This window comes from Rhodopila sp., from assembly GCF_035548235.1.
In the GTDB taxonomy this organism is placed as follows: domain Bacteria; phylum Pseudomonadota; class Alphaproteobacteria; order Acetobacterales; family Acetobacteraceae; genus Rhodopila.
In genome coordinates this window covers 1-2,905 of the sequence record NZ_DASZTJ010000070.1, presented here as the reverse complement: position 1 = coordinate 2,905, position 2,905 = coordinate 1, and the positions used below count along the sequence as shown (strand labels likewise).

General features: G+C 68.1%; 3 protein-coding genes. All 3 read left to right on the top strand.

Annotation, left to right across the window (positions count from 1 at the left end; translation table 11 throughout):
• Positions 1-8 precede the first annotated feature (8 nt).
• Positions 9-554 (top strand): iron transporter, encoded by a 546-nt coding sequence (locus VHB27_RS05750; RefSeq protein ID WP_408903978.1) that lies wholly within the window; start codon positions 9-11, stop codon positions 552-554.
• A gap of 198 nt (positions 555-752) precedes the next feature.
• Positions 753-1,892, top strand: coding sequence for a DNA polymerase III subunit delta' (locus VHB27_RS05745; RefSeq protein ID WP_325598114.1), 1,140 nt, complete (start codon positions 753-755; stop codon positions 1,890-1,892).
• A gap of 58 nt (positions 1,893-1,950) precedes the next feature.
• On the top strand, positions 1,951-2,905 hold a 955-nt coding region (locus VHB27_RS05740), incomplete at its 3' end, for a methionine--tRNA ligase (protein WP_325598112.1).

Here is a 2,905-nt window from a genome sequence, read left to right as displayed (position 1 = left end):
AATGGGGCATGACATTGAAGCAGGTATTGGGCGCCGCCGCGTTTTCGACCGCGATCGGGATAGCGTGCGCCACCGGCGCATGGGCGGGCGAAAGTCCCGCCGGCCAAGTCCTGGAGAAGGACGGGATGCAGATCCTGGGCGTGTTCCTGCAGCCGGTCGAGATGGAGCCCAAGATGAAGGGGCAGGACGCCGCGCAGACGGACATTCACCTGGAAGCCGACATCCACGCGGTGAAGGACAACAAGAACGGGTTCCCGGAGGATTCGTGGATCCCGTATCTCGCCATCACCTATGAGCTGACCAAGAAGGGCAGCGACTGGAAGACCTCGGGCGACCTGATGGGCATGGTCGCCAATGACGGGCCGCATTACGGCGCCAACGTCAAGCTGGACGGGCCGGGCGAATACGACGTCGTCTTCCATATTTCGCCGCCGTCGAAGAACGGCTTCATGCGTCACACCGACAAGGAGACCGGCGTCGGCCCGTGGTGGAAGCCGTTCGACTACCAAGGCAGCTTCAAGTTCGTCGGAACCGGCAAAAAGGGGGGTTACTGACCTGTAGCCGCGGGGATAATCGCCGTCACGTCATTGTGAGCGCAAGCGAAGCAGCCCGTCTCTCGGTATCGTCCCGGCCAAACGGCCCAAGGCCGCGCGAGCCGGGACCCATCGTGCCGCACCATGGGTCCCGGATAGCCCTTCGGACTTGCGGGACGACCATCGGAGGTAGGCTTCGCGCCGCGATGACGGCGACGAGTGCGCGGCATCGCGTTCCCGCGGCCGCTGCTATATCAATGGGCGATGGCGGGCGACCCCGAAATCCCTGAGAGCGACCGGCTGGGCGATCTGCCGCATCCGCGATCGCGCGGGGAGCTTTTCGGCCACGGCGATGCGGAGGCCCGCTTCGTCGACGCCTTTCGCGGCGGCCACCTGGCCCATGCCTGGGTGCTGGCCGGGCCGCGCGGCATCGGCAAGGCGACGCTGGCCTATCGCATGGCGCGGTTCATGCTGCGCCAGCCCCACGCGGCGGCGGGGCAGGGCCTGGACATGGCGCCCGGCGACCCCGTGTTCCAGCGCGTCGCCAGCCTGGGCCACCCGGACCTTCTGGTGCTGCGCCGGCCGTGGGACCCGGAGCGCAAGCGCCCCAAGGCGGTAATCCCGGTCGAGGAGGTGCGGCGCGCCGGCGGCTTCTTCGCCAAGAGCGCCGGCGAGGGCGGATGGCGCGTCTGCGTGGTGGACAGCGTCGACGACCTCAACGCCAACGGCTTCAACGCGCTTCTGAAGGCGGTCGAGGAACCGCCGGACAAGTCCCTGTTCGTCATCGTCTGTCACGCGCCAGGCAACCTGCCGGCGACGATCCGCTCGCGCTGCCGCGTCATGAATCTGCGGCCGCCCGCGGACGACGTCGCCGACCGGCTGGTGGCCGAGCATTTCCCCGACCTGCCGCATGGCGACCGGCGGGCGCTGGTGCGCCTCGCCAGCGGCAGTCCGGGGCAGGCGCTGAGCCTGGCCATGGCCGGCGGCCTCGACCTTTACCGCGCGATGGTCGGGCTGATCGCGGAGCTGCCGCGGCTCGACGTGCCGGCGCTGCACGGTTTCGCCGACACGGCCGTGCGCCGCGGCGACGACGGCTTTCGGGTGACGATGGAGCTTCTGGCCGGCTGGCTCGCCCGACTGGTGCGCGAGACGGCGGCCGAAACCCCAGGCCAGGACGATTTCGCACCGGGCGAAACCGAGGCGATGCGCCGCCTGGCGGGGCGGGGCAGCCTTGATCGCTGGATCGAGCTGTGGGAAAAGGTCAATCGTGCCCTGGCCGAGGCGGAGGCGCTCAACCTCGACCGAAAGCAGGTTGTTCTGAACGCCTTTTCCGGCCTGCAAACCGCCGCGCAGAGCTGACCGCCGGGGCAGTCCGCCATGTCACGCGCCGCGCGCCGGGCGCCGCGAGGAGACCGAGATGTCCGCGCCGGGCGCGTATTACATCACCACGCCGATCTACTACGTCAACGACGTGCCGCATATCGGGCATGCCTATACGACGCTGGCCTGCGACGTGCTGGCGCGATTCCAGCGCCTGGACGGCAGGCGCGTGCTGTTCATGACCGGCACCGACGAGCACGGGCCGAAGGTCGAGAAGACCGCGTCGGAACAGGGCCTGACCCCGCAGGAATTGTGCGACCGCGTTTCGGGGCGGTTCCGGGCGCTGGTCGAGACGATGGATTTCGCGATCGACGACTTCATCCGCACCACCCAGCCGCGCCACGAGGCCGCGGTCCAGGCGCTGTGGCAGGCGATGCACGATAACGGCGCGCTCTATCTGGGCAGCTATGCCGGCTGGTACGCGGTGCGCGACGAAAGCTATTACGCCGAGAGCGAGCTGACCAAGGGGCCGGACGGCGGCTTCCTGGCGCCGAGCGGCGCGCCGGTCGAATGGGTCGAGGAGCCGAGCTGGTTCTTCCGCCTGTCGGAATGGGGCGACAAGCTGCTCGAACTTTATGAGAAGCCGGGCTTCGTGCTGCCGGAAAGCCGCCTGAACGAGGTGCGGAGCTTCGTCAAGTCCGGGTTGAAGGACCTGTCGGTGTCGCGCTCGACCGTGCGCTGGGGCATCCGCGTGCCCAACGACCCGGAGCATGTCATCTATGTCTGGGTCGATGCGCTGACCAACTACCTGACCGTGGCGGGGTATCCCGATACCGGATCGGAATTGTGGCGGACGTTCTGGCCCGCCGACCTGCACATGGTCGGCAAGGACATCCTGCGCTTCCACGCGGTCTATTGGCCGGCCTTCCTGCTGGCCGCCGGACTCCCGCCGCCGGAGCGGGTCTTCGCCCACGGCTGGTGGACCAACGAGGGTCAGAAGATCTCGAAGTCCCTGGGCAACGTCATCGACCCGTTCCAGCTGGTCGAGAAAT

Excerpts from the sequence above, each read along its gene's own strand:
- VHB27_RS05750 (WP_408903978.1), top strand. The coding sequence starts at position 9 with ATGACATTGAAGCAGGTATTGGGCGCCGCCGCGTTTTCGACCGCGATC.